General features: G+C 68.7%; 27 protein-coding genes. 17 read left to right on the top strand and 10 right to left on the bottom strand.

The genetic code is table 11. The features are described 5' to 3' along the window. Window positions 1-110 precede the first annotated feature (110 nt). Complete coding sequence (locus tag MHA02_RS16325) at window positions 111-671, top strand: ComEA family DNA-binding protein (protein ID WP_147080554.1); 561 nt, start codon at window positions 111-113, stop codon at window positions 669-671. A gap of 24 nt (window positions 672-695) precedes the next feature. Here MHA02_RS16325 and MHA02_RS22255 read toward each other — a convergent pair whose 3' ends face one another. Then, window positions 696-1,076, bottom strand: a complete 381-nt coding sequence (locus MHA02_RS22255; RefSeq protein ID WP_170249313.1) for a hypothetical protein — start codon at window positions 1,074-1,076, stop codon at window positions 696-698. A gap of 620 nt (window positions 1,077-1,696) precedes the next feature. Here MHA02_RS22255 and MHA02_RS16315 point away from each other — a divergent pair. After that, window positions 1,697-1,954, top strand: a complete 258-nt coding sequence (locus MHA02_RS16315) for a hypothetical protein (RefSeq protein ID WP_147080552.1) — start codon at window positions 1,697-1,699, stop codon at window positions 1,952-1,954. A 158-nt stretch (window positions 1,955-2,112) separates the two neighbouring features. After that, window positions 2,113-2,436, top strand: a complete 324-nt coding sequence (locus MHA02_RS16310) for a hypothetical protein (protein WP_147080551.1) — start codon at window positions 2,113-2,115, stop codon at window positions 2,434-2,436. 98 nt (window positions 2,437-2,534) lie between these two features. Here MHA02_RS16310 and MHA02_RS16305 read toward each other — a convergent pair whose 3' ends face one another. Beyond that, complete coding sequence (locus MHA02_RS16305) at window positions 2,535-2,828, bottom strand: hypothetical protein (RefSeq protein WP_147080548.1); 294 nt, start codon at window positions 2,826-2,828, stop codon at window positions 2,535-2,537. 308 nt (window positions 2,829-3,136) lie between these two features. Between MHA02_RS16305 and MHA02_RS16300 the strand changes: the two genes are divergently transcribed. From MHA02_RS16300 to MHA02_RS16270, 7 genes are all read left to right on the top strand, one after another. Beyond that, a complete protein-coding gene (locus MHA02_RS16300) occupies window positions 3,137-3,598 on the top strand; it encodes a hypothetical protein (RefSeq protein WP_210245081.1) in 462 nt (153 codons plus the stop codon). Then, the gene (locus MHA02_RS16295) at window positions 3,595-3,855 is read left to right on the top strand and encodes a hypothetical protein (RefSeq protein WP_238180513.1); all 261 of its coding nucleotides are present in this window, start codon (window positions 3,595-3,597) and stop codon (window positions 3,853-3,855) included. The genes MHA02_RS16300 and MHA02_RS16295 overlap by 4 nt, the downstream gene beginning before the upstream one ends. Continuing rightward, entirely contained in the window at window positions 3,852-4,145 is a 294-nt protein-coding gene (locus tag MHA02_RS16290; RefSeq protein ID WP_210245080.1) for a monovalent cation/H(+) antiporter subunit G, read from the top strand. Before MHA02_RS16295 ends, MHA02_RS16290 begins: the two co-directional genes overlap by 4 nt. Further along, entirely contained in the window at window positions 4,142-4,393 is a 252-nt protein-coding gene (locus MHA02_RS16285; RefSeq protein WP_147080544.1) for a DUF4040 domain-containing protein, read from the top strand. Before MHA02_RS16290 ends, MHA02_RS16285 begins: the two co-directional genes overlap by 4 nt. Further along, window positions 4,390-5,160, top strand: coding sequence for an MnhB domain-containing protein (locus MHA02_RS16280; protein ID WP_147080543.1), 771 nt, complete (start codon window positions 4,390-4,392; stop codon window positions 5,158-5,160). Before MHA02_RS16285 ends, MHA02_RS16280 begins: the two co-directional genes overlap by 4 nt. A 115-nt stretch (window positions 5,161-5,275) precedes the next feature. Further along, window positions 5,276-5,668: a sodium:proton antiporter gene (locus tag MHA02_RS16275; protein WP_210245079.1), complete on the top strand. Its 393-nt coding sequence runs from the start codon at window positions 5,276-5,278 to the stop codon at window positions 5,666-5,668. Then, window positions 5,665-7,437, top strand: coding sequence for a complex I subunit 5 family protein (locus tag MHA02_RS16270; protein ID WP_238180514.1), 1,773 nt, complete (start codon window positions 5,665-5,667; stop codon window positions 7,435-7,437). Before MHA02_RS16275 ends, MHA02_RS16270 begins: the two co-directional genes overlap by 4 nt. Window positions 7,438-7,512: 75 nt before the next feature. Here MHA02_RS16270 and MHA02_RS16265 read toward each other — a convergent pair whose 3' ends face one another. Further along, the gene (locus tag MHA02_RS16265) at window positions 7,513-7,713 is read right to left on the bottom strand and encodes a hypothetical protein (RefSeq protein ID WP_147080541.1); all 201 of its coding nucleotides are present in this window, start codon (window positions 7,711-7,713) and stop codon (window positions 7,513-7,515) included. Between the two features lie 897 nt (window positions 7,714-8,610). Here MHA02_RS16265 and MHA02_RS16255 point away from each other — a divergent pair. Genes MHA02_RS16255 through MHA02_RS16240 form a run of 4 tightly spaced genes read left to right on the top strand, consistent with a single transcriptional unit; the run spans window position 8,611 to window position 11,265 of the window. Further along, window positions 8,611-8,916: an iron transporter gene (locus tag MHA02_RS16255; RefSeq protein WP_147080539.1), complete on the top strand. Its 306-nt coding sequence runs from the start codon at window positions 8,611-8,613 to the stop codon at window positions 8,914-8,916. Further along, on the top strand, window positions 8,913-10,496 hold the full coding sequence (locus MHA02_RS16250; RefSeq protein WP_147080537.1) for a PepSY-associated TM helix domain-containing protein: 1,584 nt from the start codon (window positions 8,913-8,915) through the stop codon (window positions 10,494-10,496). The genes MHA02_RS16255 and MHA02_RS16250 overlap by 4 nt, the downstream gene beginning before the upstream one ends. A 7-nt stretch (window positions 10,497-10,503) precedes the next feature. After that, on the top strand, window positions 10,504-10,842 hold the full coding sequence (locus MHA02_RS16245) for a DUF3325 domain-containing protein (protein WP_147080535.1): 339 nt from the start codon (window positions 10,504-10,506) through the stop codon (window positions 10,840-10,842). Between the two features lie 57 nt (window positions 10,843-10,899). Then, window positions 10,900-11,265: a VanZ family protein gene (locus tag MHA02_RS16240; protein ID WP_147080533.1), complete on the top strand. Its 366-nt coding sequence runs from the start codon at window positions 10,900-10,902 to the stop codon at window positions 11,263-11,265. An 18-nt stretch (window positions 11,266-11,283) separates the two neighbouring features. Here the strand turns inward: MHA02_RS16240 and MHA02_RS16235 are convergent, their stop codons facing one another. Both MHA02_RS16235 and MHA02_RS16230 read right to left on the bottom strand, forming a co-directional pair. Further along, window positions 11,284-12,297: an NAD-dependent epimerase/dehydratase family protein gene (locus MHA02_RS16235; RefSeq protein ID WP_147080531.1), complete on the bottom strand. Its 1,014-nt coding sequence runs from the start codon at window positions 12,295-12,297 to the stop codon at window positions 11,284-11,286. A gap of 67 nt (window positions 12,298-12,364) precedes the next feature. Then, on the bottom strand, window positions 12,365-14,002 hold the full coding sequence (locus MHA02_RS16230; RefSeq protein ID WP_147080529.1) for an inorganic phosphate transporter: 1,638 nt from the start codon (window positions 14,000-14,002) through the stop codon (window positions 12,365-12,367). A gap of 444 nt (window positions 14,003-14,446) precedes the next feature. Between MHA02_RS16230 and MHA02_RS16225 the strand changes: the two genes are divergently transcribed. Continuing rightward, the gene (locus MHA02_RS16225) at window positions 14,447-14,680 is read left to right on the top strand and encodes a hypothetical protein (RefSeq protein ID WP_147080527.1); all 234 of its coding nucleotides are present in this window, start codon (window positions 14,447-14,449) and stop codon (window positions 14,678-14,680) included. A 10-nt stretch (window positions 14,681-14,690) separates the two neighbouring features. On the opposite strand, the gene MHA02_RS16220 is transcribed toward MHA02_RS16225, so the two are convergent. Further along, on the bottom strand, window positions 14,691-15,419 hold the full coding sequence (locus MHA02_RS16220) for a hypothetical protein (protein WP_147080526.1): 729 nt from the start codon (window positions 15,417-15,419) through the stop codon (window positions 14,691-14,693). Window positions 15,420-15,735: 316 nt separating this feature from the next. On the opposite strand from MHA02_RS16220, the gene MHA02_RS16215 reads away from it, so the two are divergent. Continuing rightward, the gene (locus tag MHA02_RS16215) at window positions 15,736-17,313 is read left to right on the top strand and encodes a CYTH and CHAD domain-containing protein (RefSeq protein WP_147080524.1); all 1,578 of its coding nucleotides are present in this window, start codon (window positions 15,736-15,738) and stop codon (window positions 17,311-17,313) included. Between the two features lie 234 nt (window positions 17,314-17,547). Here MHA02_RS16215 and MHA02_RS16210 read toward each other — a convergent pair whose 3' ends face one another. After that, window positions 17,548-17,760: a hypothetical protein gene (locus MHA02_RS16210; protein WP_147080522.1), complete on the bottom strand. Its 213-nt coding sequence runs from the start codon at window positions 17,758-17,760 to the stop codon at window positions 17,548-17,550. A gap of 409 nt (window positions 17,761-18,169) precedes the next feature. Continuing rightward, window positions 18,170-18,598 carry a large conductance mechanosensitive channel protein MscL gene (mscL, locus tag MHA02_RS16205; protein WP_147080520.1) on the bottom strand — a complete coding sequence of 143 codons (429 nt, stop codon included), beginning with the start codon at window positions 18,596-18,598 and terminating at the stop codon, window positions 18,170-18,172. 144 nt (window positions 18,599-18,742) lie between these two features. On the opposite strand from mscL, the gene tam reads away from it, so the two are divergent. Beyond that, complete coding sequence (gene tam / locus MHA02_RS16200; RefSeq protein WP_147080518.1) at window positions 18,743-19,516, top strand: trans-aconitate 2-methyltransferase; 774 nt, start codon at window positions 18,743-18,745, stop codon at window positions 19,514-19,516. Window positions 19,517-19,519: 3 nt separating this feature from the next. Here the strand turns inward: tam and pssA are convergent, their stop codons facing one another. Together pssA and MHA02_RS16190 are read right to left on the bottom strand one after the other, a co-directional pair. Continuing rightward, entirely contained in the window at window positions 19,520-20,365 is an 846-nt protein-coding gene (gene pssA, locus MHA02_RS16195) for a CDP-diacylglycerol--serine O-phosphatidyltransferase (protein ID WP_147080516.1), read from the bottom strand. A 42-nt stretch (window positions 20,366-20,407) separates the two neighbouring features. Further along, the coding region (locus MHA02_RS16190; RefSeq protein ID WP_147080513.1) for a phosphatidylserine decarboxylase at window positions 20,408-21,110 on the bottom strand (703 nt) is incomplete at its 5' end.

The following is a 21,110-nucleotide window of genomic DNA, read 5'->3' as shown; positions in this document are numbered from 1 at the left end:
GGTCACGCACCGTCGGCCTGACCGGGGTAGCGCCGGCGGGCACTCTGCCGGATAAGCCCATGCACTGGCATCTGCCGATCCGCCCCCAACGAAGGACTCGATCGCCGCGTATGAAGGCCTCCACGCTGTTTCTCGGGTTCACCCTGGTGGCGCTGGCCGCCGCGCTCGCCGGCCTGTGGCAGGCCTTCGGCCCGCGCTCCGCGACGACTCGGGCCGTCCTGCCGCCGCCCGTCGCCGAGGCGCCGGCCCGGCGGCCGAAGCCGATGGAGCCGAGCCTCGCCGAACCGGCCGAACCCGGCGTGCGCTCGGTCTATCCCGGCGGCCGGCCCACCGCCGCCGCGCGGCCGGCCTCGCCGGACGCCGCACCGTCCACCGGCATGGGCCGCCCGGCGCCCGCGGAGCCCGCGGCCGCTCCCGTAGAGCCGCCGCCGGAGCGTTCGGCGGCGCTCCCGCCGTCCACACTCGAGACGCCCGCCGAGACACCGGTGGCAGGCGATGCGGTCGACCTGAACAGCGCGCCGGTCGAGGCGCTCAACACACTCGGCGCCGGCATGATCGGCAAGACGATCGTCGCGAATCGGCCCTACACGTCCCCCGACGACCTGATCACGCGCCGCGTCCTCAAGCGCCAGGACTACGAGACCATCAAGCCCCGCGTGGTCGCGCGATAGGCCACGGCGCCGACCCGGTTCAAATCAATGCAGGGCCACCGAGGGTCGCGGCCTCTCGCCGATCGTCGCGGGCGGATCGACCGGGGCGGACAGGCCAAGCGCGTCGGACGCCCGAACAATGCGCAGCTCGGCGTCGGCCGCACGGGCTTCCAACGCCTCGGCCAGGCGCTCGCCGGCCTCGACCTGCGCGCGCAAGAACCGGATCGTCTCGCGCGACTCCGTGAGGGCGTCTTCGGCCTCTTCGAGATCGGCGCCCAAAGCGGCATTTTCGTCGGAGAGTGCGTCGAGCAGCACGGCCATCCGAGCTGCCCGGCTCTCGGCCTCGGCCGTGCGCGCGTTGGCGGCGGCGACGCGATCGACGACCATCGTCAGCAGCCCGAGCAGCTCCTGCATCCTGGCCTTCATCGAGGGGTCTCCCACGGCCGTCGCACTCCGCCGCGCACGATATCCTCCATGGCACGGGTCACTCGGCGCGGCCAAGTTGCCGGCTTCCAAATCTCGTGTGGCTGTCGAATCAGGTTGCGTTTTGGTCACGAATGGCTAAGCTTCTTCTGCGCTCCGGCGCTTTCGACCACCGACTCGACGGGGAGAGCCCCATGCTCGACGGGACGTGTCCGAAGCAGGACCGCGCCGACCCGGCGCTACACGACCCTGGGGGCCGATGCCTCAGCCAGGTTCGCAACCGGCCTTCCGGCTGAACAATGTTCTCGAAACGCCGGATGAAACCCGGCGCTCGGAAACGCATTGACGCTCACACCCTGAATCCGTTCGCGGGTTCTTGTCGGTTCGCCTGAGCGGACCGGCCTCCACGAGCGCGGCGTTCGCGATCCCGGCGTGCCGGACCGTGAGCGCACGTGACAGCGTGCCATGGGCCATGCGGCTGCAACCGGCGTCATCAGGATGTCGCGGGCGGCGCGTGTGTGTCGGATCCGGGCACGATCTGCCGGCGCCGAGCGGGTCACGACCCGCGGGGCAACCGTATCTGCGTTCCCACCCCTCGAGACTTCCCGAACGAAGGAGCCCGCATGCCCCTGCATTCCCGACGTCTTCTCAACAAGGCCGCCGTCGCCATCGAAGGCCGCATCTCGATCAAACAGAACCCGGATCGCGACTGGCCGCGCGACCATGCCCGCCTGCGCGTTCTCGAACGGAACGGCAATCTGCGCTGGGTCGGCACCCAGGCCGGCCCGCATCTCGGCGGCACTTTCGCCGTCTGGCAGATCACGGACGAGGGCCGCACGCGCGTCGCCGCCTGGGAGCCGCCGGCCATCGAACTCGGATGATCGGGACCTGACGGAGCGGACGAGCGCGGGCGATCCCACGACCGTCCTCTTCGCCGGCCTTGTCTGTCGGCGCTGCGCAGGACGCGCGGCGCCGGCCATCGCCCCGAAAAGAGCGAATTCACCCAGCACCTTCGGCGCGAGGCGGCGGAGATATCTTCATGCGGGTGACGATCGGTGTGGCGGTGCTGCTCGCGGGCTGCGCGGGCGCGGCTGCTCAGGACACGAACCCGGAGCTCCGCAGGTCGGGCGGCCTGTCGCCTCTGCGGGCCGCGCCCTCGACCGTGCCGCAGGCGAACGAAGAGGCGCTCAACCGGCAGGTGGCCATGGACAAGCGCATGGATGCGCGCACCCGGCGTGTGATCGGCTCGGTCTGTCTGGGCTGCGGCGGAGGACCGGAGCGCCGCAGATCAGGCGGTCGGGCGACCGCGACGGCGCCGAGCGAGATCCAGATCGCCGACCCGGCCGAGGCACCGCTGGATTAGAGCGTGATCCGGGGAAGTGGCATCCGGTTTCCCGAAAACGTCATGCGATGATGACGATACAGAGCGTGCTGCTGTTCCGATGAGAACGGGGGCGCCCTCTATGCTGCGCTCGCCGCAACCGGGGCGTTCGTTCCAGCCGGCGAGGTCCGGAACAGCGCCGTGCAGGCCGTGTCACGGTGCATGCTGAGGATCGAGGCGCGATCGATGTCGGGATTGGCGGCGAGCACGCGGCGGACGTCCTCGACGACCTTCTGGTAACGGACCGGATCGTAGTCCTTCTCCAGCGGACTGACGGCGATGTAAGCCTCGACGACGAGGATGCGTTCGCAGCGGTCACGATCGAGTTCGACCGCGATCCACGCGGATTTCACGAGACGATTGGCGGCGAGCATGGGCATTTCTCCAGGGTGAGAGCGCTCTCCGACGACATCACTGCCGAGTCGTTGGCAGACAGCGCGGCTCCAGTAGCCGCTTCTCCGGCGGCGTGTCGGGCGAGCATGAACCCTGCCGGATCAGGTGCCAAGGGCCGCACCCGGAACGATCACTGATTTCGGGATCGGCCTGTTCTTGGAGGCGCAGGGACGGGCAAGAACTCAGCCCGGCCTGCAACCCGAGCCTCGACGTCGAAGACACGGCGGAACCGTTCCCAGCAAAGCTTCGTTGCAAATGGCGAGCGTAGCCGGAGTGGGGCCGCCGGATGGTGGAAGTCGGTCTTTCCTGGTTCGTGCTCACCGGCGTCTATCTCGGCCTCGCCGGCAGTCTAAGCGCGGAGGAGGTCGGCGCGGCTGTCATATGTGGAGGTCTCGGAGCGATTTGGGTCCGGCAGCTCGGCCGCTGCGGCGATCATCACCTGATGATTCGTCCCGCTGCCCTGAAACCGCTCCTGACGGCCCTGGCACGACTTCCCGGGGAGACCCTGCGTGTCGGCCTCCGCCTGCTGCGGGCCGTCGTCCGGGGCGACGTCGCAGGCGAGGACCGCGCGGTGCAGCCGGCGCAGGCCGCGCACTGCCCCTTGAACGAGGACGGCCCGCAGACCGCCGGAACCCGCGCCGTCGCCGTACTGGCGGCCTCGTTGTCGCCGGACACCTACGTGCTGCGGCTCGAACGGGCGCGCGGACGAATTTGCGTCCACGCCATCCTGCCTGCGGAGGGCAGCGCGTGAGCCCGCCGCTGCTCTGGATCGCCGCGCTCTGCGCGCTACTGCCACCCCTGGGCGTGGCTGTCGCCGCGGCCCTGCGCGGAGGTCTCGCGCAGCGTTTCGCGGCCTCGCAACTCGCGACCACGGTAGCGATTTTCTCGTTGGTCCTCACCACCTTCGCCATCGACCAGCCTTCCTCGATCGACCTCGCGATCACCCTGGCCCTGCTCGGTCTGCCGGGTTCGCTCCTCGTCGCGGTCTTCGTGGAGCGCTGGCTGTGAGCGCCACCGACATCCTGCTCTGCGGCCTGCTCGGCCTCACCATCGCATCGGTCTGGCTCGGCTGCCTCGCCACCCTGCGCCTGCCGGCGGCGCTCGACCGGCTGCATGCGGTGAGCTTCGTGAACATCGCCGGCGGCGGCGGACTGACGCTCGCCTGCTTCGTCGCCGACGGCGTCTCGGTGCGCTCGATGAAGGTGCTCGGCCTCACCCTCCTGCTCGTCGTCGCAGGGGCGGCGCTCTCGCACGCCACCGGCCGCGCGTTGCTGATCCGGGAAGGCCGCAAGGCGTGAGTATCCTGCTCGCCCTGCTCCTGCTGCTCGCGGCGGTGACCGGAACCGGCATCGTACTGGTGCGCGAGCCGCGCCGTCAGGTTTTCGCCATCGCCGTCAACGGACTGGTGCTGACGCTGCTCTTCCTGGCGCTGCAGGCACCCGACGTCGCCCTGTCGGAACTCGCCGTCGGCACCGTCGTGGTGCCCCTGCTCTTCCTCGTCGCCATCGCCTCGGTGCGGACCAGTCGGGCCGGAGAGGACGCGTGAGCCTCCGCTTGCGCCTGATCCTGCTGGCGCTCTCCGCCCTCGTGCTGGTGCCGGGCTTCGGCTCGGTGATCGGCCACATCCCCGGTTTCGGCAGCGAGATCCCGGCCTATGGTGAGTTGATCAATCGGATCGGCCCGGCCGAGCGGCAGGTCGCCAACATGGTCAGCGCGATCAATTTCGACATCCGCGGTCTCGATACGCTCGGCGAAGAGTTCATGCTGCTCGCAGCCATCGCCGGCACCGTCGTGCTGCTACGCGGCCAGCGCGGCACCGATACCGCCGACACCGCGATCCGCCTTCCCGGCCGGCCTCTGGTGCCGCGGGCCGAGGCCGTGACGCTGGTCTGTCGGATCTTCGGGCCGCTGATCGCGGTGTTCGGCCTCTACATCGTGCTGCACGCCACGGTGACGCCGGGCGGCGGCTTCCAGGGCGGCGTCATCCTCGCGTCGGGCACCATGCTGATCTACCTCGGCGAGGGCTATGCCGGCTGGCGGCGCAGCGTGCTCAGCGGCTGGCTCGATGCCATGGAGGGCGGGGGCGCGCTGGTCTTCACGCTATGCGGCCTCGGCCCGATGCTCGTCGGCGCAGCCTTCATGGAAAACCTGCTGCCGCTCGGAATCTACAAGGACATGCTCTCGGGCGGCCTGATCCTGATCGAGAACCTCGGCGTGGCACTCGCCGTCACCGGCGGCTTCACCCAGCTTTTCCTGGAATTCATGGAGGAGACGCGCGAGCCGGCCGCGGGCGAGGACACCCCGAGCGAATGAGACCGACGGCCCTCCTCTTCGACTCTCCCAGACATTGGCCGTCGGCAAGCGCGACTGCGCGCCGCCGCGCGTGCGGCGGACGCGTCCCGACCGGCCACCAAGAATGACCCCGATCATGAGCGCCCTGCCTTTCTGCGTGGCCGCTTGGCTGTTCGCGATCGGACTGTACGGCATCGTCACGAGCCGCAACTACATCCACCTCGTCGGCTGCCTCGGTGTCTGCCAGTCGGCGACCTACGTGCTGCTGCTCGCGGTCGGCTACCGCTGGGACTCGGTCGCCCCGATCTTCTACGACCACCCGCCCGGCACGCCGGCGGTCGATCCGGTGGTGCAGGCGCTCGTGCTCACCGACATCGTCGTCGGGGCGACGCTGACGGCGCTGCTGCTCGTCATGGCGATCCAGGTCCAAAAGCGCCGCGGCACCCTCGATCCTGAAGAGCTCGCGCCGATGAAGGAGCAACAGGCGGCGGACGCCTGCAAGGGCCGAGTCGCGGAGCCGCAACGGTGAGCCTCCTCGACGCGATCCCGAGCGGCGTGCTGCCGCCCCTGCCGGTGGCGATCCCGCTCGCGGTCTGCGCCCTCATCCTGATGCTGTCGAAGCGCCTGCACGGTCACATGCCGGACATCCTGGCGACGCTCACCGCGCTTGTGGCCTCGGCTCTCTGCATGCTGATCGCGACCCGTGCCGCCGAGTCCGGCCCGCTAATCTACTGGTTCGGGGGCTGGACACCGCGGGACGGGCATGCGGTCGGCATCGGCTTCCAGATCGATGCGGCGAGCGCCTGGATCGCGGCCTTCATCGGCCTGCTCTACGCCGCCGCCTTCGTGTTTGCCTGGGGCTATTTCACCAACGTGCACGGGCACTTCCAGGTGCTGATGCTGCTGTTTCTCGCGGCGATGACGGGGTTCTGCTTCACCCGCGACCTGTTCAACCTATTCGTCTGGTTCGAGGTGATGTCGGTGGCGGCCTTCGCGCTCACCGCCTACCGGCTCGAGGGGTCGGCGCTGTCGGGCGCCTTGAACTTCACCGTCACCAACAGCCTCGCCGGGTTCATGATGCTCGGCGGCATCGGCCTGATCTATGCCCGCGCCGGCACCCTCGACTACGAGGGCCTGCGGCTGGCGGTGGCGGCCAATGCCCGCGATCCGGTCGTGGCCGCCGCCTTCTGCCTGATCGCCGTCGCGCTGATGATCAAGGCGGCGATGGTGCCGTTCCAGTTCTGGCTCGCCGACGCCCATGCGGTGGCGCCGAGCCCGGTCTCGGTGATCTTCTCCGGCGCGATGGTGTCGCTCGGCCTGTTCGGTCTCGCCAAGCTGACCTGGGTGGTATTTTCCGGCAGCGACCGCATCCTCGCCGCGCTGTCGGATGCGATGATCGGGCTCGGCTCGCTCACTGCGATCCTCGGCGGGGTCATGGCCCTGCGCCAGCGTCACCTCAAGCGGATGCTCGCCTTCTCCACGATCAGCCATGCCGGCATCATGATCCTCGGCATCGGCGTGCTGTCGCAGGCCGGCGCCGGCGGGCTGCTGGTCTATCTCGTCGGCCACGGGCTGGTGAAGGGCGCGCTGTTCATGGTGGCGGGCATCCTCCTCGCCACCCGCGCCAGCATCGACGAGATCGGCCTGCGCGGCCTCGGGCGTGGCATCGAGCCGGCCGGCATCGCCATGGCGCTCGGCGGCCTGCTGCTCGCCGGTCTTCCCGTCGGGCTGCTCGACCAGGGGACGCATCTCATGCAGGGCGCGCTCGACGAGCGCGGCCACCGCGTCGCGCTGATCGCCACCGTGCTCGGCTGCGGGCTCACCGGCGCCGCCGTCCTGCGCGGGGCGGCCCGAATCTTCCTCGGATGGGGTTCGGTCGCCGGTGACGAGGCACGCGCGCCGAGCGAGGACGAGCAGGAGAAGGCGGACCGCCCGCTCTGGCTGATGCTGGCGCCCTGCCTGTTCCTCCTCGCCCTCGACCTCGCCGCTCCCGCCGGGCCGGTCGAAGACCTCGTGCGCAACGCCGTGCCGAACTTCCTGCACATGAGCGAACCGCAGACCGCACTGCCGCACGGCATCGCCTGGCTGCCCTGGCTCTCGGTGGCGATGGCCTTCGCGATCGCCGGCTACGATCTTTCGCGCGGCCATCTGCCGAAGGTCCTGCTGAAGCTCGGCAGCGGCGTCCAGGCCGGCCCATTCCGGCTGCTGGACGCGGCCCATAGCGGGCTCATCGGCGACTACGTCACCTGGATCGTCGTCGGCCTCGCCCTGCTCGCCGGGCGGCTCGCCCTCGCCTGAACCCGCTCATGAATACGGCCCGTCTCCGGTGCGACGGAGCGGGCCGTGTGGATGTCGGCGAGCGCCGGTCGAACCTCAGTGAGCCTGAGCGGCCCGTGTTGCCGCGAACGCGACGACGTTGTCGTTGCTCGAACGCTCGGATCCAGGCTGAACGACCCCGTCTTTCACATCCTGATTGTGATTGATCCAGCGCACCACCTTCTCGTCGCTGTGGCGAACGAGGCGGCGGCTGCGCTGGCGCGCCGCCCAAGCTGGCATTGTATCGAGATATCGCATCGTCGGATCCCCCTGACCGTCTGAGGAATGACAAAGCATGCGATATTGGGGGTTTCATCACCCATATGGGGGATGCGGCGGCACGACGGACGTGCCGTTCCGGCTGCCGCCGAACAATCGTGCGAGGCACTTTGTCCAAAATGCTTTCGGTCATCGGTCCGGAGGCCGATGGATGCGCGCTCTGATGGTTCCCGGGCTGCTTCTGCTGCTCGGCGGACTGTTCGTCCGAAGCCACACGCCGCCGCCCAGCCCCGATCTCCGGGGTGGAACCGCAGGTGATGCTGGCCGCGCCGAGTAAGACCCCGTGATCCCCTGCCTGATCGATTCGGCGACACGCTCGCGCACGACCGGGATCGCCCGCTTGCAGCTGCCTTTCTGCCTGACCTGTTAAGGCCTCTCGCAGCACATCGCGCTGATCGGTTGGGATGCGGCGGCGCGCTTCAGGAGGCGCAGATCGCGCGCCTCGGCTGTAGCTGAAACAATCCGGAATCATTCGCGGCGTAGCGTCTTCCAACGAAGCGCCCCGATATCCCCCCAGTCGGGATGCTGAGTGGCCGGCGGACCTGACGGGGCCTCGGCTCCGCCGGGCCGCCGGCTTCGTTTTTTCCCACAGCCGTCCAGCGATTGCAGTCGGATGGGCCCGAGACCGGCGACGCCGTTGGCGTCCTACCGGTCGCCTGCAGCTTCATGATCTGCGCCGTGTTCTCGGCATCCGTGGTCTCCGGCGTCCGAACACGGCACTGCACCGGCTTCCGGATCTCGATCCGATGCCGCGGCAAAGCCTTAGAATCATTCCATAAAATTCCGGTTGCCCGCTGCCTGAACGGCCTGTTACCGGACGAGGCGCGCCGTCCGGTGATCGATGCCGACGGCTTCGATCGGCGGGTGTTGGAGCCTATGGCGACAGGTCGGACTCTGGGGCGGGGCTACCGCGCGGCCGTCGCGGGCCGCGTTTTGCTGGCCCTCGTCGGCGGCTATGCGCTCGCGGCGCTCGCCACCGCCGTGCTGTCGCTGACGCTGCCGCTCGACCCGGCCGAGGCTGTGACCGTAGCGACGCTGCTGAGCTTCGCCGTGATGGCCGTCGCCGTCCTGTTCGTCTTCGCCGCGCGCTCGTTGCACGTCGCGACTCTTTGGCTCGGGCTGCCGATCGGCGCGCTCGGCCTCGGCCTCTGGCTCCTCGTACGGACGGGAGGCTCGACGTGAGGAACGGCTTTCGCCAGTCGATGGCCTGGCTGCACAGCTGGGCAGGCCTCGTGGCCGGCTGGGTGCTGTTCGCCATGTTCGTGACCGGAACGGCCACCTATTACCGCGCCGACATCTCGCGCTGGATGCGGCCCGAACTTCCGGTCGTCCAGCAGGTGCCGACACCCGATACGCTCGCCCAGGCGGCCGAGACGGCGGTCGCCCATCTCAAGGGCGCGGCACCGAACGCCATCGCCTGGTACGTCACCCTGCCGAGTGCCGCCGACCCGGCCGTGGGGCTGACGTGGTTCACGGATTTCGCGCGGCCGCCGGGAACGGCGCGGCTCGATCCCGCCACCGGGGGACCGCCCGCGACGCGCGAGACGCGCGGCGGCGATTTCGTCTACCACTTTCACTACGAGCTGAACCTGCCCTCGACCGTGGGCCGCTGGATCGCCGGCATCTGCGCGATGATCGGCCTGATCACGCTCCTGTCCGGCATCCTCACGCACCGGCGGATCTTCGCGGACTTCTTCACCTTCCGCCGGGGCGCGAAATCGGCGCAGCGGAGCTGGCTCGATGCGCACAATGTCGTCGGCGTGCTGGCGATCCCGTTCCACCTGATGATCACCTACACGGGCATCGCGACGCTGGCGCTGATGTACATGCCCTGGGGCGTCCTCGCTGCCTACCAGGGCGACGAAATGAGGTTTTACGGGGAAACGGGACAGATCACTGCCCCCGTGACGCCGGCGGGCAGGCCCGGCCAGCTCGCTCCCGTCGGTCCGATGGTCCGTCAGGCCCTCGAGCGCATCTCCGAGCCGCTCGAAATGCTCTCGGTGGACATGCCGGGCGACGCGAAGGCCAAGGTCGTCGCGGTGTTCGAGGAGCCGCACGGCCTCTCGCACCAGCACCCGCAAGTCGCCTTCGACGGCGCGACCGGCGCGGTACTGGAGGTGCTGAACCCGAACCTCAAACCCGCCTCGAAGACCTTCACCACCATGGTCGGCCTGCACGAGGCGCATTTCGCCGGGCCGGCGCTACGCGTGCTGTTCTTCCTCTCCGGCCTGATGGGCGCGGCGATGGTGGGCACTGGGCTGGTGCTGTGGAGCGTCGCCCGGCTGCCGAAGCCCGGCGCGGCGCCGTTCTTCGGCCTGCGGCTGGTGCGTGTGCTCAACCTCGCGGCCATTGCCGGACTGCCGGCCGCGCTCGCCGCCTACTTCCTCGCCAACCGCCTGCTGCCGGTGGGTCTCGGCGCGCGGGCCGATTGGGAAGTCGGGGCGTTCTTCGCGGTCTGGCTCACGTCGGCAGCCTATGCGGGCTTTCGTCCGCAGGTGTCGGCTTGGTGCGAGATGCTGAGCGCCTCCGCCGCCCTGTTTCTCGCCGTGCCGGTGGTGAACGGCCTCACGACCGGACGCCATCCGCTGGCGAGCGCGGCTGCGGGCGATGCACTCTATCTCTGGTTCGACGCGGCTATGCTCGGTCTCGCCGGGCTCTTCGCCTTCGCAGCCCACAAAGCCCGCGGTGCCGAGGCCCTGGGACGACGGCGTAGCGAGGTCACCGCGCCCCCCATCCGAAGCAATGCCCTGGAACGGGCCTGAGACCAGCATGACGCCCCTCGTCCTCCTCGCGAATCTCGCACTGAGCTTCGCGGCGTTCGCGGCGCTCTGCCTGAGCATGAACCGCCACCATGCCGCGGCCTTCCTGGCCAAGCCCTCGCGGCGGACGGCGCGCGGCCTGCGGGCAGCGGGCTGGGCGGGGATCGTCCTGTGCTTTGCCGTCTCGGTGCTGGCCGAGGGCTGGAACTTCGGCCCGGTCCAGTGGCTCGGCTCGCTTTCGGGTGGAGCGCTGCTCGTGGTGGCGCTCGCTTCCTATCGGCCGACCTGGATCAGGCCGGCGGCCCTGCTCGCCCTGCCGTTGGCGCTGGTCGCGGCATTCATCATCTGACGCGATCGTTGCTGCACTGCACTTGACCCGGAGCGGTTGTACGGGTCACCAGAGACGATGCCCAAGCTCGCGCGCCTGATGGCCTGGACGCTCGCCGCCGCGCTCGTCTTCGTGACGCTCGCGCCGATCGGTCTGCGCCCCGTCGTCACCGAGGATGCCAATGTCGAGCGGGCGTTGGCCTACGCGCTCCTCGGCTTCCTGTTCGCCATCGCCTATCCGCGCCACTGGCTGCTCGCCCTTTGCGCCGGCATCGGCATCGCGGCCGGGCTGGAAGTCGGCCAGATCTTCGCCGCGAGCCGGCACGGCCGCGTCGCCGATTTTCTCGTGAAGGCCTCGGCGGCCGGGATCGGCGTGGCCGTCGCGCAGGCGCTGCTCATGGTGCGGTACCGCTGGACGCGCCGGGAAATCTGCCCCGGCGAGTAGGCTGTCTCGCGCGCGGCCTCAGGCGCCGTAGAACGCACGGTACCAGCGCACGAAGGCCGGCAGGCCGACATCGAGCGGGGTCTCCGGCACCGTGCCGATCAGGGCCTGCAGCAACTCGGTGCTCGCCCGCGTGGCCGAGACGTCGCCCGGCGGCAGGGGCAGCGGGATACGCCGGGCCGTCCGGCCGAGGGCTTGTTCGAGGGTCTCGATCATCCGGTCGAGGCGCACAGGCCGGCCGCCGCCGATATTGACGAGGCGGTAAGGTGCGACCGGGCTCAGGGTATCCGCCGCGCAGACCGGGCCGCCGTCGCCGGGCTTCGCCGGGACGCGGTCGATCACCCGCACCAGCGCTTCGACGAGGTCGTCGATATAGGTGAAGTCGCGCTCCGCCGATCCGCCGGAAAAAACCTCGATCGGCTCCCCGGCCAGGATCTTCCTGGTGAACAGGAACAACGCCATGTCGGGCCGGCCCCACGGTCCGTAGACCGTGAAGAACCGCAGCGCCGTCGTCGCGACGCCGAACAGATGGGCGTAGGAATGCGCCATCGCCTCGGTGGCGAGCTTGGTGGCGGCATAGAACGAGACCGGCGTCACCGCGCGGTCTGTCTCGCGGGACGGCGATCGCGCATCGCCGCCATAGGCCGAACTCGTCGAGGCGAGCAGCAGGTGGCGCACAGGATGCGTCCGCACGGCCTCCAACAGGTTCGCGGTGCCGATCAGGTTGGAGTCGACGTAGGAGCGCGGGTTCTCGATGCTGTAGCGGACGCCGGCCTGCGCCGCGAGATGGACGACGATCTCGGGGCGGGTCCGCGCCACCGTCTCCAGCAGCGCCCCCGGCGTTTCGAGCCGTGCCTCCACGGCTTCGAACGAAGGAAAAACCGCAAGTTCGGCGTGTCGGGCGCGCTTCAGGCCGACGTCGTAGTAATCCGAAAAGGCGTCGAAGCCGGTGACGGTATGGCTCTCGCCGAGAAGGCGGCGGCTCAGGGCGTGGCCGATGAATCCGGCCGAGCCGGTGACGAGGACGCGTGTCATGCCACTCCGCCGCTGTGGGGAAATGTTCTCTTCCCTCACGCTGCGGTGAAACGCAAAGTCCCGGGTCTCAGAACACGTGGCGCAGGATGAAGAACAGGCCGCCGGCGAGCGTGATGGCGGCCGGCAGCGTCAGCACCCAGGCCAGCGCCATGTTGCGCACCGTGGACACCTGGAGCTCCGAGCCGTTGGCGGCCATGGTCCCGGCGACGCCGGACGACAAGATATGTGTTGTGGAGACCGGCAGGCCGTAGACCTCGGCGAGCCCGATGGTGCCGGCGGCGACGAGTTCGGCCGAAGCGCCCTGGGCGTAGGTCAGATGGGTCTTGCCGATCTTCTCGCCGACGGTGACCACGATGCGCTTCCAGCCCACCATGGTGCCGAGGCCCAGCGCCAGCGCCACGCAGACCTTCACCCAGGCCGGGATGTAGCGGGTGCCGTCGTTGAGCAGGCCCGCATAGGCCTTCAGCGTGCCCTTTTCGGCGTCGTTGAGGTCCGCGCCCGACGCCGGGAGCAGCCGCACCGCGTCGGAGGCGAGATACATGTCGTTGCGTACGTTCGAGGTCGCCGCCGCCGGGACCTGACGGATCGAGCCGTAGTTCTTCACCGAATTTGCGATGTCGGTCGAGAGCGTCGCCAGTGCCGCGAAGACGTCCGGCGTGTTGAGCTGCTTGGTCTTCAGGGCGTCGCCGACGACCTTGCGTGCTGCTGCGGCGTCGGCGGACACCGGCACGCCGTCGGCGTGACCCGCAAAAACCGTGCTCGCACCCAGCGACTTCTCGATGAAGGCGGGGGTGGTCTCGTCGGACATGGTGCGGTTGAGGGCGTAGGCGGTTGGCGCTGCGCCGATCAGGATCAGCATGATCAGGCCCATGCCCTTCTGGCCGTCGTTGCCGCCGTGGAAGAACGAGACCAGCGTGCAGGTCAGGATCAGCAGGCTGCGGATCAGGAGCGGGGGTGGGGCCGCGCCCTTCGGCGCTTCGTAGAGCGTCTTGTTCCGGACGGTGACCTTCAGCGCGAGGAGCAGCAGAGCCGCGGCCACGAAGCCGATCATCGGCGAGAACAGCAGCGCCTGAAACACCTTGAAGGCCTGGCCCCAGTCGACGCCGGAGGTGCCGTCGCCGCCGCCCATCAGCTGGTTGGCGAGGCCGACGCCGAGGACCGAGCCGATCAGGGCGTGGGACGAGGAGTTCGGCAGGCCGAGCGCCCAGGTGCCGAGGTTCCACAGGATCGCGGCGATGAGCAGCGAGAAGATCATCGCATAGCCCGCCCCCGACCCGACCTGAAGGATCAGTTCCACCGGCAGCAGCGTGACGATGGCGTAGGCCACCGCGCCGCTCGACAGCATCACGCCGAGGAAGTTGAAGGTGCCCGACCAGACCACCGCGACCAGGGGCGGCATCGCATGCGTGTAGATCACCGTCGCCACCGCGTTGGCGGTGTCGTGAAACCCGTTCACGAACTCGAAGCCGAGCGCGATCAACAGGGCGAGCCCGAGCAGCGCGAAGGCGCCGATGGCCAACGGTGATTCGCCGACCGCGTTCATGTCGGCAATCAGGCTGACGACGGCATAGCCGAGCCCGGCGACCAGAATCAGAAGGAAAACGATGACGCCGCCGGGGTGGATGCCATGATCCAGGCGCGGGCCGCCCTTGCTCTCAGCGGGTTGGCCTGCGGGCGACGGCCCTGCGGTGATGGCGTTCGACATAATGGGCTACGTCCATCCCAAGTGATGTCGGTGCCCTACAGCGGCCGCATATCAGTTCGGTGACGAAACCCGCCTGTGCTGAACTTCGTGAGGGATGAAAAGCACATGCGATTCGTCCGCGCGCGATAGTCGATGATCAAGCATCGTCTCAGGCCGATCCGCTCGTCAGCCATGCGCCCGCTGCGCAGCCTGATCGCCAAGTCTTTGTGTGCACCGCACACTTACGCAGTCGGGACTTGTTTCCCGAGGCAAGAACGCCAGCTATAACAGCATCATGACACTCGTCTGCTCCGGCCGTGCCGCTTCGACGCGGTTCGGGTTCCTTGGCGTTGACCACGATCGCCGCTGAATCTTGTAACCGGTCTAGGGCAGGACGAGCATCACTGCACGCGCCGTCGGCTTCGGACCAACGGCTTCCCGATCATTTCCGCGAGTCCGCACTTCATGAACCAGCTTGTCCGCATGTCGCAGATCAGTGAGGCCGATCCGATCGCGGAGCCGTCCTCCAAATTGCGTGTCCCGTTCGCGCAGTCGGGTGCTTTCGTCTGCAAGTTCATCATCGGCGAGCCGAACGATCAGGCGGTCTGCTGCGGCGCGCCCGTGGCCGACGGCAAGAGCTGGTGCGCGTTCCACCGTCGCATCGTGTTCGAGCCGGCACGTCCCGGCCGGCTTCGCTGAGCCGCGCGCGTCAGTCGAGATCACCGAATGCGCCGCCATCGAGCGGCGTCAGACGTTGGACCTGGATTCCGTCAGGATACGCGTAGGTCCGCATGCGCATCACCGAGTAGCCGGATTCGCGGGCTCGGGCGATGCGGCTTGCCCGGCTTTCCTCGACCAGCCCACCCCAGCCGGCCAGGCGTCGGTTCGATCCGGTCGAGCCGTAGGCGCGCTCGTCATCGGGATCGACGCTGTCGTAAGACTGGTTCTCGGGGACGAACGCGTAGCTGCGGATCGAGCGGCGCGTCATGCGCTGCGCCTGCCGCCGGCTGGAGCGCTCGGCGCTGCGCGCGGTTCGCCGCGTGATGACGAGCGGACGCTCCACCATCCGTGGCCTCACGATCGAGCGGCGGGCCTGAGGCGTGGAAGCCGACGCGGCTGCATTTTGCCTGGCGCCGACCGGCTTCACGCCGAGCGTAGCCGCTGCCCGTTGAGCCGGTGTCGTCGGCGGCGCGTCGGCACTTCGCGTCGGTTTGGCGGCGTCCGGCGATGCCGATTTCTCGGCGGCTGCCGGCGACGTGAGGCTGGGCTTGCTCTCAATCGGCTTGACCGAGCTCGGTGCCTCAGGGCTGGCGGAGCCGCGCACCGGCGGGTCGCTCCAGGACGTCTCGGCCGGCGCGGTCTGCGCGCGCACCGGAGCCACGCCGAGGAGCAGGCCCACCACGAGGCTGACCGCTGCGCACCGCGTCACGACCGACATGGCCTCTCTCCCGAAACGTCGCGCAAGCCTGATGCCGCCAAGCGGTGCCGTCCGGAATGAAACGGCGTCGGGCTCAGGCTGCGAACGATGATCGAAAGATTAACCAAGCCCAGCCCGAGCGTCCATCGAATCAGACGGCGTTGCGTGCGGATTCGTACGCCACCGGCCTCGATGGCTGTGGTCGCGCTCACCCGGCGCCCTCGCGAAACGGCCCCGGTCACGCTAGACGGAACCGACACAGTCACAGGACACGTTCACTGCAGCGGCAAGTCTGCCGCCGGGGCGTGTCGCTTGCGAGCGGAGACCGGGCCACGGCATGCAGACGCCGCGTGAGATCGAGATGAAACTGGAATGCGACGGGTCCGACCTCTCCGTTCTGGCCGGCCACCCCCTGCTCCAGGCCGAGGACGCCACGACCGGGATCCTCGACACCACCTATGTCGACACGGCGGAGCGCGACCTGCACGCGGCCGGCCTGTCCCTGCGCCTACGCCGCGACGGCGGCCGCACTATCCAGACCCTGAAATCGGCGGCCCCTGCCGCGATCGGCCTCTTCGACCGGGCCGAGTGGGAAGGGGACGTCGCCGGCCCCGAGGCCGACCTCGCGCTGCTCGCCGACACTCCCGCCGCCGCGATCCTCGCCGAGGCGAAGTCACCGGAATTGGCGCCGCTGTTTCGCACCGTGATCGAGCGCAGCCGCCGGCCGATCCGCTATGGCTCCTCGCGTATCGTCGCGACGCTCGATGCCGGGCGGGTCGAGACCGCGAAAGGCGACGTGCCGCTCTGCGAAGTCGAGCTCGAACTGGACGAAGGCAGCCCCGCCGATCTGTTCGAATTGGCCAAGACGCTCAGTGCGAGCGCGCCTCTGCGCCTCGGCGTGTTGAGCAAGGGCGAGCGCGGCTACGCCCTGCTGGCGGAGCGCCTGCGCAAGCCGAGCAAGGCCGAGCCCCTCGCCCTCGATGCCGACATTTCGGCCGGCGAGGCCTTTGCCGCCATCGCGAAGGCCTGCCTGCGGCACCTGCGCCTCAACGAGGACGTGTTGCGTCACAGCCGCGCGCCGGAGGCCCTGCACCAGATGCGTGTGGCCCTGCGTCGCCTGCGCTCGGCCTTCGCGCTGTTCAAGCCGCTTCTGGAGAACGACCAGACCGCCCAGCATCTGCGTGAGGCGATCAAGAGGGTGACCGAGCCGTTCGGCACGGCCCGCAACCTCGACGTCTTCCTCGGCGAGACCCTGCCCGACGAGATCGAGCGCCGCCCGGACGAACGCGGCCTGGACGATCTGAAGACACGCCTCGAAGCCGAGCGCGAGGCAGCCTACACGGCCGTCTTCGCGATCCTCGACGGCCCGGCCTGGCGCGGCCTCCTCATCGACCTCGTGATCTGGATCGAGACCGGCCCCTGGCGCGAAGGCAAGGGCGTCGCCGGCCGCGACCGGGCCGCCCGCGACTTCGCCGCGACAGTCCTGGAGCACCTGCGCCGGCGCGTGAAGAAGAGCGGACGCCATCTCGCGAAAATCGAACCTGAAGAGCGTCACCGCGTCCGCATCGAGGCGAAGAAGCTGCGCTACGGCGCCGAGTTCTTCGGCCCGCTCTTCCCCGAGAAGAAAGCCGCCAAGCGCCACAAGGTCTTCGTCGGCGCTCTCTCGGACCTGCAGGACCATCTCGGCGCGCTGAACGACCTCTCGACCGCCCACACGATCGCCGACCGCCTCGTGGCGGCCAGGGATGACGAGGGCAAGGATGGTGGGGATGCCGAGCCGCCGACGGGCGCCGCCCTGTTCGCCGCCGGCCTCACCGCCGCCGACGCGGAGGCCGATGCGCGCGCCGACGCACTCGTCGGGAAGGCGGACGCGGCCCATGAGGCGCTCGTGGAGATCAGGCCGTTCTGGCGCTGACCGGTTTTCCGCATCGTGCGCTGAACCGGATCAACCGGAACCGCCGATCCTCGCAAAAACGGAGCGCCCGACGGACGCTCCGCTGCTCGACATGGATCCCTGGAGCCGTACCAGACCCGACGGCATCGGCCCGGCGTCTCCGAGCCTTCGGTTTGACGCGCATCCGTTCGACCAGCCGGCATCCGCCTAATCGGCAAGCGCTCTGGACCGACGTGCCGCCGTTGAACCGGCGGACTACATCATGCCCTTCTTCTTCATCATCATCTTGCGCCGCAACATCATTTTCTTGCGCATCATCATCTGCCGCTTGGACATCATCTTCACGTAGGACGTCGGCGCGCCGCTCGCCTGGACACCCGTCGCGGTGGCGGCCGAGGCCGATCCGAGGCCGAGGGTCAGACCGCCGAGCAGGGTGGCGGCTGCGAGCGCAACTGTCGTTGTCTTCATGGTCGATTGCTCCACTGTCACGTGCTCATGACCGACCCCCGTCCGGTCCCCGTTGCGGGGTGGCTTGGAGGGTGAGCGGCTTCACCTGCCCGGTGACACGCAACTGTGAGACGGGTGTGAGCACCGGGTGCGCCCGTCTCGGGCAGGTGCGCCTCGCGTGAGCCGGTACCGGGGGCACGGACACAGCTCATGCGAGGCGTCGGATCCCACTCGCGCGAGATCCGATGGCCGGTACGCTGGCGTGGAGATGAAAGTTTCGCGCATGGCCGCGAAAGCAGACGATGATATTTGTTCGGGAAGCGCGACGCGATCCTTGGCGACGTTTCGCGCCCGCACAGCGGTCGTCGTGACAGGAGCGAGGAGCAACCCGCCGGCTCGGGTCGTTCTCCCGCGAACGGGCCAGGCGGCGTCACACCTTCGGGCGCGCGGCCAGGATGTCGCGGATCTCAGCCAGAATCTTCACGTCGGCCGGGACCTCGGCGACGGTCTCGGGCTTGGCCTCTTCCTTGGTCTTCAGCTTGTTCACGGCGCGGATCACCATGAACAATACGAAGGCGACGATGGCGAAGTTGACGGCGAGCGTCAGGAACTGGCCGTAGCCGACCACGGCGCCGAGCTTCTTGGCATCCGCATAGGCGAGGCCGGGCGTCACCTTCGAGGAGAGGGCGAGATAGTAGTTCGAAAAATCGAGGCCACCCGTGACCGCGCCGATGACCGGCATGATCACGTCCTGAACCAGGGACGTCACGATCGCGCCGAAGGCAGCCCCGATGATCACGCCGACCGCGAGATCGACGACGTTACCGCGCAGGGCGAACTTCTTGAATTCTTCCAACATTCGTCGTCTCCTCAAGTCTTGGGCGGCCCGGACCGTGTGGCCACGCTATTGCAGGATGCAGGTCTGCCAAGGCGGCCGCGGAGGCTGTCCACGGCCGATTGCGGTCATGGACCGGGAAATCGGCCCGCATCCGGGGGAAGTGCGATGTCGGACTGGAACGCGACCCAGTATCTGCGCTTCGCGACGGAGCGCACCCGGCCGGCGGCCGATCTCCTGGCCCGCGTGCCGCTCGCAACGGCCTCGAACATTCTCGAACTCGGCTGTGGCCCGGGCAACGGTACCGCGCTGCTGGCCTCCCGGTTTCCCAAGGCGCGGATCACCGGCATCGACAGCGCGCCGGACATGCTGGCTCAGGCCCGTCGCGCCCTCCCTCGCATCACCTTCGTTCAGGCTGATCTGCGCGATCATGCGCCGCACGATCCGCCGGACCTGATCTTCGCCAATGCCGTGCTGCAATGGCTGCCCGGGCACGAAACGCTCATTCCGCGGCTGGCACGCCTCCTGAGACCCGGCGGCTGCCTCGCGTTCCAGGTGCCCGACAACCTCGACGAGCCCTCGCATGCCCTGATGCGCACCGTCGCGGCCGACGGGCCGTGGAGCGCCCTGATCGGCGATGCGGGGGCGGTCCGCAGCCGGATCCCACCGGCCGCCGACTATTACGACTGGCTGCGGGCGGCGGATTGCACCGTCGACATCTGGGCGACAACCTACGTGCACCCGCTGCCCGATGCCGGCGCCATCGTGACGTGGCTGCAGGCGACGGGACTCAGGCCGTTCCTGGCGCCGCTCGACCACGACATGCGCGTCGCCTTCCTCGCAGCCTACGAAGCGGCGTTGGAGACGGCCTACCCCCGGCGGAGCAACGGGCGGGTGCTGCTGCGCTTCCCCCGGCTGTTCATCGTGGCGCGGCGGGCGTGACGCTCAGACCTTCGTCTCGTGCCGCGCCTCGTCCGGAGCCGGCAAAGTGGGCTCGGACGGCTCCTGTTTCAGCCGCCGCCGGTACTGCATGGCGCCGATGGGCAGGCCGGCCAGATAGACCACAGCGAGGGTCACCATCGTCTCGAACGGGAAGCTGATCACGAGCCCGAAGACGACGACGATCACGAGAAAGATCGGCAGCACGAATTCGCGCGGCACCCGCTTGCCCCAGGTCTTGCCGGAGAAGGTCGGGACAGTGGAAACGACGAGGAGCGCGATGCCGAGCACGTAGGCCAGCACAAGCGGGGAGGCCCAGCTTTCGAAAGTGAAGCCGAGGAAGTGCAGGTAGAGCGGCAGCATCGCCGTCAGCGCACCGGCCGGCGCCGGCATGCCGACGAAAAAATCCTTCTTCCATTCCGGCCGGCTCGGATCGTCGAGCATGGCGTTGAAGCGGGCGAGCCGAAGCGCCATGGCGATGGCGAAGACCAGCGCCACGATCCAGCCGACCGAGCGCAGATTGTGCAGGGCGAATCCGTAGAGGATCAGCGCCGGTGCGCAGCCGAAATTCACGAAGTCCGCCAACGAATCGAGCTCCGCCCCGAAGCGTGAGGTGCCCTTGAGCAGGCGTGCCACCCGGCCGTCGATGCCGTCCAGCACCGCGGCCACCACCACAGCGATCACCGCCGGCTCGAACTTGCCCTCGAAGGCGAGCCGGATCGCGGTCAGCCCGAGGCAGAGCGCGAGCAGGGTGATCATGTTCGGCGCGATCATCCGGAACGGCACCGGCCGGAATCGGCGGCGGCGGGGCTCGTTCGCATCGGGCTCGAAAGGCGGAAACAGATCGTCCATTCAGGGCATTTTTTCGCGCGAGGTGACGGCTGGATGAGGCGATCAGATACGGCGGAACGCCCGCTCGGGACCACCCCCGAGATCGGCGAGCACGGTCTCGCCGGCCACCGATTTTTGCCCCAAGCCGACCAGCACGCGCGCCGTCGTCGGCAGATAGACGTCGACGCGCGAGCCGAAACGGATCAGGCCGAAGCGCTCACCGGTCTGCAGGGTGTCGCCGGCCGAGACGAAGCCGACGATGCGGCGTGCCACCAATCCTGCGATCTGCACGACGCCGACGCGCAAGGGCACGCCCTTGTGGCTCGTCTCGATCACGAGGCCGTTGCGCTCGTTGTCGTCGCTGGCCTTGTCGAGTTCGGCGTTGAGAAAGAGCCCGGGCGTGTAGTGGATCTGCCCGATCCGGCCGGCGACCGGCACGCGGTTCACGTGGCAGTCGAACACATTCATGAACACCGAGATCCGCAGCATCGGCTCGTGCGAGAGATCGAGCTCGGGCGGCGGCAGCACGGTGGAGATCAGGTTCACGCGCCCGTCGGCCGGAGCGATCACGAGGCCGTCCACCGACGGCACGACCCGCTCCGGATCCCGAAAGAAGTAGCAGACCCACAATGTCAGGATCAGGAAGATCCAGAAGAAGGCTTGAGCGAAATAGCCGAGCAGCACGGTGAGCACGATGCCGATCAGGATGAAGGGGTAGCCCTCCTTATGGATCGGCACGAGCGTCCGGCGGATCGTCTCGAAGAGG

Source organism: Methylobacterium haplocladii (assembly GCF_007992175.1).
GTDB lineage: Bacteria > Pseudomonadota > Alphaproteobacteria > Rhizobiales > Beijerinckiaceae > Methylobacterium > Methylobacterium haplocladii.
The sequence above is the reverse complement of the archived record's forward strand: the minus strand, read 5'-3'. Positions and strand labels throughout refer to the sequence as shown.

Excerpts from the sequence above, each read along its gene's own strand:
- MHA02_RS16265 (WP_147080541.1), bottom strand. The coding sequence starts at position 7,713 with ATGCGATATCTCGATACAATGCCAGCTTGGGCGGCGCGCCAGCGCAGC.
- MHA02_RS16220 (WP_147080526.1), bottom strand. The coding sequence starts at position 15,419 with ATGTCGGTCGTGACGCGGTGCGCAGCGGTCAGCCTCGTGGTGGGCCTG.
- MHA02_RS16255 (WP_147080539.1), top strand. The coding sequence starts at position 8,611 with ATGGCGACAGGTCGGACTCTGGGGCGGGGCTACCGCGCGGCCGTCGCG.
- MHA02_RS16230 (WP_147080529.1), bottom strand. The coding sequence starts at position 14,002 with ATGTCGAACGCCATCACCGCAGGGCCGTCGCCCGCAGGCCAACCCGCT.
- MHA02_RS22255 (WP_170249313.1), bottom strand. The coding sequence starts at position 1,076 with ATGAAGGCCAGGATGCAGGAGCTGCTCGGGCTGCTGACGATGGTCGTC.
- MHA02_RS16235 (WP_147080531.1), bottom strand. The coding sequence starts at position 12,297 with ATGACACGCGTCCTCGTCACCGGCTCGGCCGGATTCATCGGCCACGCC.
- MHA02_RS16245 (WP_147080535.1), top strand. The coding sequence starts at position 10,504 with ATGACGCCCCTCGTCCTCCTCGCGAATCTCGCACTGAGCTTCGCGGCG.
- tam (WP_147080518.1), top strand. The coding sequence starts at position 18,743 with ATGTCGGACTGGAACGCGACCCAGTATCTGCGCTTCGCGACGGAGCGC.
- MHA02_RS16225 (WP_147080527.1), top strand. The coding sequence starts at position 14,447 with ATGAACCAGCTTGTCCGCATGTCGCAGATCAGTGAGGCCGATCCGATC.
- MHA02_RS16325 (WP_147080554.1), top strand. The coding sequence starts at position 111 with ATGAAGGCCTCCACGCTGTTTCTCGGGTTCACCCTGGTGGCGCTGGCC.
- MHA02_RS16210 (WP_147080522.1), bottom strand. The coding sequence starts at position 17,760 with ATGAAGACAACGACAGTTGCGCTCGCAGCCGCCACCCTGCTCGGCGGT.
- MHA02_RS16275 (WP_210245079.1), top strand. The coding sequence starts at position 5,276 with ATGAGCGCCCTGCCTTTCTGCGTGGCCGCTTGGCTGTTCGCGATCGGA.
- mscL (WP_147080520.1), bottom strand. The coding sequence starts at position 18,598 with ATGTTGGAAGAATTCAAGAAGTTCGCCCTGCGCGGTAACGTCGTCGAT.
- MHA02_RS16310 (WP_147080551.1), top strand. The coding sequence starts at position 2,113 with ATGCGGGTGACGATCGGTGTGGCGGTGCTGCTCGCGGGCTGCGCGGGC.
- MHA02_RS16240 (WP_147080533.1), top strand. The coding sequence starts at position 10,900 with ATGCCCAAGCTCGCGCGCCTGATGGCCTGGACGCTCGCCGCCGCGCTC.
- MHA02_RS16315 (WP_147080552.1), top strand. The coding sequence starts at position 1,697 with ATGCCCCTGCATTCCCGACGTCTTCTCAACAAGGCCGCCGTCGCCATC.
- MHA02_RS16305 (WP_147080548.1), bottom strand. The coding sequence starts at position 2,828 with ATGCTCGCCGCCAATCGTCTCGTGAAATCCGCGTGGATCGCGGTCGAA.
- pssA (WP_147080516.1), bottom strand. The coding sequence starts at position 20,365 with ATGGACGATCTGTTTCCGCCTTTCGAGCCCGATGCGAACGAGCCCCGC.
- MHA02_RS16215 (WP_147080524.1), top strand. The coding sequence starts at position 15,736 with ATGCAGACGCCGCGTGAGATCGAGATGAAACTGGAATGCGACGGGTCC.